This is a genomic window from Mixta sp. (assembly GCF_024610815.1).
In the GTDB taxonomy this organism is placed as follows: Bacteria; Pseudomonadota; Gammaproteobacteria; order Enterobacterales; family Enterobacteriaceae; genus Mixta; species Mixta calida.
Genome location: NZ_JANION010000041.1, coordinates 1 through 4,935, shown reverse-complemented (window position 1 = coordinate 4,935; position 4,935 = coordinate 1). Strand labels below are relative to the sequence as shown.

The 4,935-nt window shown below is 59.7% G+C and carries 7 protein-coding genes; 6 read left to right on the top strand and 1 reads right to left on the bottom strand.

The window, feature by feature from the left end:
- A partial coding sequence (locus tag MYY08_RS02360) for a 3-hydroxyacyl-CoA dehydrogenase family protein (protein WP_288012893.1) occupies nt 1-299 on the top strand: 299 nt, incomplete at its 5' end.
- Nucleotides 300-468: 169 nt separating this feature from the next.
- Nucleotides 469-951 (top strand): phosphohistidine phosphatase SixA, encoded by a 483-nt coding sequence (gene sixA, locus MYY08_RS02355; protein ID WP_038624997.1) that lies wholly within the window; start codon nt 469-471, stop codon nt 949-951.
- Between the two features lie 12 nt (nt 952-963).
- Here the strand turns inward: sixA and smrB are convergent, their stop codons facing one another.
- Nucleotides 964-1,512, bottom strand: a complete 549-nt coding sequence (gene smrB / locus MYY08_RS02350) for an endonuclease SmrB (RefSeq protein ID WP_038624998.1) — start codon at nt 1,510-1,512, stop codon at nt 964-966.
- Between the two features lie 165 nt (nt 1,513-1,677).
- Here smrB and prmB point away from each other — a divergent pair, with 165 nt between their 5' ends.
- The 4 genes from prmB to MYY08_RS02330 all read left to right on the top strand — a co-directional run.
- Nucleotides 1,678-2,610, top strand: coding sequence for a 50S ribosomal protein L3 N(5)-glutamine methyltransferase (gene prmB / locus MYY08_RS02345; protein ID WP_038629922.1), 933 nt, complete (start codon nt 1,678-1,680; stop codon nt 2,608-2,610).
- Nucleotides 2,611-2,631: 21 nt separating this feature from the next.
- Nucleotides 2,632-3,717 (top strand): chorismate synthase, encoded by a 1,086-nt coding sequence (aroC, locus tag MYY08_RS02340; RefSeq protein WP_038624999.1) that lies wholly within the window; start codon nt 2,632-2,634, stop codon nt 3,715-3,717.
- Between the two features lie 3 nt (nt 3,718-3,720).
- Complete coding sequence (gene mepA, locus MYY08_RS02335) at nt 3,721-4,545, top strand: penicillin-insensitive murein endopeptidase (RefSeq protein WP_038625000.1); 825 nt, start codon at nt 3,721-3,723, stop codon at nt 4,543-4,545.
- Between the two features lie 8 nt (nt 4,546-4,553).
- On the top strand, nt 4,554-4,935 hold a 382-nt coding region (locus MYY08_RS02330), incomplete at its 3' end, for a TSUP family transporter (protein WP_288012884.1).

Below are 4,935 nucleotides of genomic sequence, written 5' to 3'. Positions count from 1 at the left end.
GTGTAATGTTAATGCTGAACGAAGCGGCGCGCTGTCTCGATGAGGGCATTATTCGCAGTCCGCGCGACGGCGATATTGGCGCGGTTTTCGGCATCGGCTTTCCGCCTTTCCTCGGCGGACCTTTCCGTTACATGGATAGCCTCGGCGCCGCTAACGTTGTAAACACATTAGCCAACCTGATGCATCAATATGGCGATCGCTTCGCGCCATGTGAAGCGCTGCGTCAACGCGCCGAGCGGGGAGAGAACTTTTACAATTCTCCAGACGATGCGAATACCCATAATGATTCAGCGGCTTAGCAAAGACGATTTTTGCCGCGCCCGGTGGCAAGTTCCGCCAATAGCTCGTTTATTAAACAATCGGTTGACTATACTCAGGCCATTAGGTTACAACACAGCGTTCATTCGCAGAATGACGCGTCGGGCAGCCTGATGATCCGACGATTTTGTTAAACAACAGCGGTGCTTTATGCAAGTTTTTATTATGCGTCACGGCGACGCTGCACTCGAGGCAGCCAGTGATTCTGTGCGGCCTTTGACCCATTGTGGTTGTGATGAATCACGCCAGATGGCGAGCTGGCTTAACAGCCAGACACTGGATATTGAACGGGTACTGGTCAGCCCCTATCTGCGGGCGGAGCAGACACTTGCCACAGTACGTGAAGCCCTGCGGCTGCCGCAGGAGCAGGAAGTGCTGCCGGAGCTGACGCCCGGCGGGGATCCGGCGCAGGTCGCCTGCTATATTCAGGCGCTGGCGAAGGAGGGCGTCGCCTCCGTTCTGGTCATCTCCCACCTTCCTTTGGTCGGTTATCTGGTGTCGGAACTCTGTCCGCAAGAGCCGCCGCCGATGTTCGCCACTTCCGCGATTGCCTGCATCGATTTCGACGCCGATAAAAGCGAAGGTACCTTAAAGTGGCAGGTCAGCCCTTCCAGGCTCGCCAAAGCGATGTAACGCCTCAGGCCGTCAGGGTAATTCTGGCGGCTGCCACTCTTCCACTTCGATCAGCACCAGCAGGGCCGCATCGCCGCCAAACGCTTTCGGCGCCTGATGAAACGCCATTACGTACGGATGCTGAGCCAGCCATAGCGGCGTTTGCTGCTTAAGAATATGTTTGCCGTGTCCGTGCATCACGCTGGCGCAAAAAATATGCTCGCGTCGACAGGCGGCGATCAGCGCGCCCAGCTCCTGTTTGGCCTGTTGCTGCGTCAGTCCGTGCAGATCGAGAAATATTTCAGGCGTGTAGTCGCCGCGCCGCAGTTTCTTCAGCTCGTAATGGCTGACATCGCTGCGCACATAGCGCACCGGGCCATCCTCCGCCAACAGCGGCTGGAACTCATCGGAAAAGTAGTGACTGTTGTCCGCCTGCTCCGACAGCTGACGCTTCAGCGACACCTGCGCTTTTTTGCGCGGCGGCTGATGCACCAGCGTATCCTGCTTCAGTTTGCGGGTGCCGGTCATCAACTGACGAAACAGCGCCTTATCTTCTGCGCTGAGCTGCTCTTTTTTCTTCATAATGCCTGATTTCTTTCAGTTAAGTGGCGCAGGCCGCGTGGCCTGAGGGCTACGATAACCCGCATTGTAAACAAAAGTCAGCTTTTTCACGTCGCTGCGCTGAATTCTCGTCCGCTTCATGGCAAACTAACCGCCGTAATTACGGAACGGCCTGTGGAGGGCAACGTGGACAAAATTTTCGTCGATGAAGCAGTCAATGAACTGCACACCATTCAGGATATGCTGCGCTGGGCGGTGAGCCGTTTCGCGGCGGCCAATATCTGGTATGGCCACGGCACGGATAATCCCTGGGACGAAGCTGTTCAGCTGGTTTTGCCAACCCTTTATCTGCCGCTGGATATTCCTGAAGAGATGCGCAATGCGCGTCTGACCTCCAGCGAGCGCCACCGTATCGTCGAGCGCGTGATTCGCCGCGTCAACGAGCGCATTCCGGTTGCCTATCTCACTAACAAAGCCTGGTTTTGCGGCCATGAGTTCTACGTCGATGAACGCGTGCTGGTGCCGCGTTCGCCGATTGGCGAGCTGATCAACAGCCGCTTCGCCGGACTGCTGAACGACTCGCCGCGGCACATCCTGGATATGTGCACCGGCAGCGCCTGCATCGCCATCGCCTGCGCCTGGGCCTTCCCGGAAGCGGAAGTGGACGCGGTCGATCTTTCTCTCGACGCGCTGGCGGTTGCCGAGCAGAACATTGAAGAGCATGGCCTGATTCATCAGGTTACTCCGATTCGCTCCGATCTGTTCCGCGATCTGCCGAAGGTGCAATACGATCTTATCGTCACCAATCCGCCCTACGTCGACGCGGATGATATGGACGACCTGCCGAGTGAATATCGCCATGAGCCGGAACTGGGCCTGGCGGCGGGCAGCGACGGTCTGAAGCTGGTGCGCCGCATTCTGGCCTGCGCGCCTGATTACCTGCAGGAAGAGGGCGTGCTGATTTGCGAAGTCGGCAACAGTATGGTGCATATGATCGAGCAATACCCCGACGTGCCGTTCACCTGGCTGGAATTTGATAACGGCGGCGACGGCGTATTTATGCTGACCCGTCAGCAAATTGTCGACGCACAACATCATTTCAAATACTTCAAAGATTAATCGCACAATAACGGAGCCGAGATGGCAGGCAACACGATTGGACAGATTTTTCGCGTCACCACCTTTGGTGAATCGCATGGCATTGCGCTGGGCTGTATTGTCGACGGCGTGCCGCCGGGCATGCCGCTCACCGAAGCGGATTTGCAGCACGATCTCGACCGGCGCCGTCCGGGCACCTCGCGCTATACCACTCAACGCCGCGAGCCGGATCGGGTGCGCATTCTGTCCGGCGTGTTTGAAGGCGTCACTACCGGCACCAGCATCGGGCTGCTGATTGAAAACACCGATCAGCGCTCGCAGGATTACGGCGCCATCAAAGATCTGTTTCGTCCCGGCCATGCCGATTACACCTACGAACAAAAATATGGCGTGCGCGACTACCGCGGCGGCGGCCGCTCCTCAGCGCGCGAAACGGCGATGCGCGTGGCGGCGGGCGCCATCGCCAAAAAATATCTGCAGATGAAATTCGGCGTGCAGGTACGCGGCTATCTGGCGCAGATCGGCGACGTCGCCTGCGAGCTGAAAGACTGGAATCAGGTCGAACAGAATCCGTTTTTCTGCCCCGATCCCGACAAGCTGGAGGCGCTGGACGCGCTGATGCGCGCGCTGAAGAAAGAGGGCGACTCTATCGGCGCGAAGGTCACGGTTATCGCGGAAAATGTGCCGGTGGGCCTCGGCGAGCCGGTGTTCGATCGTCTGGACGCCGATCTGGCGCACGCGCTGATGAGCATCAACGCGGTAAAAGGGATCGAAATCGGCGATGGCTTCGCGGTGGTTAACCAGCGCGGCAGCCAGCATCGTGATGAGATCCGCGCCAGCGGCTTTCAGAGCAACCACGCTGGCGGCATTCTCGGCGGCATCAGCAGCGGCCAGCCGCTGATCGCCCACCTGGCGATGAAGCCCACCTCCAGCATTACCGTGCCGGGAAAAACCATCACCCGCGACGGCGAAGAGGTGGAGATGATTACCAAAGGCCGTCACGATCCCTGCGTCGGGATCCGCGCGGTGCCGATCGCCGAGGCGATGATGGCGATTGTGCTGATGGATCATCTGCTGCGCCATCGCGCCCAGTGCGCGGACGTTTCCACCACCATTCCACGCTGGTGACGTATGAGAAAAACGCTCTCCCTGCTGGCCGCGCTGCTGCTGAGTTCTCCGGCGCTGGCGGCGACGCCGTGGCAAAACATCACTCATCCCATCGCCGGGGCGCCGCAGGCGATTGGCGCTTTCGCTAACGGCTGCATTGTCGGCGCCGAAGCGCTGCCGTTGAATAATCCGGCTTATCAGGTGATGCGTCAGGATCAGCGTCGCTATTTCGGCCATCCCGATCTGATCCTGTTTATTCAGCGTCTGACGACGCAGGTGCATAACCTGGGGCTGGGTCAGGTGCTGATTGGCGATATGGGCATGGCGGCGGGCGGGCGCTTCAGCAGCGGTCACGCCAGCCATCAGAGCGGGCTGGATGTCGATATCTGGCTTCAGCTGCCGAAAAAGCGCTGGACGCCGCAGATGTTGCTGAAGCCGCAGCCGCTCGATCTGGTCAGCGCCGACGGCAAGCGCGTCGTGGCGCGCCACTGGCAGCCGGAAATCGACAGCCTGATCAAGCTGGCGGCGAAAGATGAGCAGGTTACGCGCATCTTCGTCAATCCGGCGATCAAAAAGCAATTGTGCGCCGACGCCGGCAGCGATCGCGACTGGCTGCGCAAAGTGCGCCCGTGGTTCGGCCATCGCGCCCATATGCATGTGCGCCTGCGCTGTCCGCCGGAGAGTCTGGAATGTGAAGATCAGGCCCCGCCGCCGCCGGGAGACGGCTGCGGCGCCGAGCTGGAAAGCTGGTTCCTGCCGAAAAAACCGGGCGGCGGATCGCCGGTGAAACGCGAACCGCCGCCGCTGCCGCCATCCTGTCAGGCGCTGCTGGATAAACATCTACTTTAGGATCTTACATGGACTGGTGGGTTGTCTCCCCGGCGATGCTGGGGGTGCTGTTTTTCGTCGCTATGCTGGCGTCGTTTATCGATTCGATCGCCGGCGGCGGCGGGCTGCTGACCGTGCCCGCGCTGCTTTCCGCCGGGCTGTCGCCCGCGCAGGTGCTGGCGACGAACAAATTACAGGCGGTAGGCGGCTCTTTTTCCGCCAGCCTCTATTTCGTGCGGCGCGGCGCGGTGAAGCTGCGCGAGCAGCGGCTGAATATCGCCATGACCTTTATCGGCGCGGTCAGCGGCACGCTGCTGGTGCAGCATATCCAGTCCGGCTTTCTGCGGCAGGTGCTGCCGCTGCTGATTATCGGCATCGGCCTCTATTTTCTGCTGATGCCGCGCCTGGGCG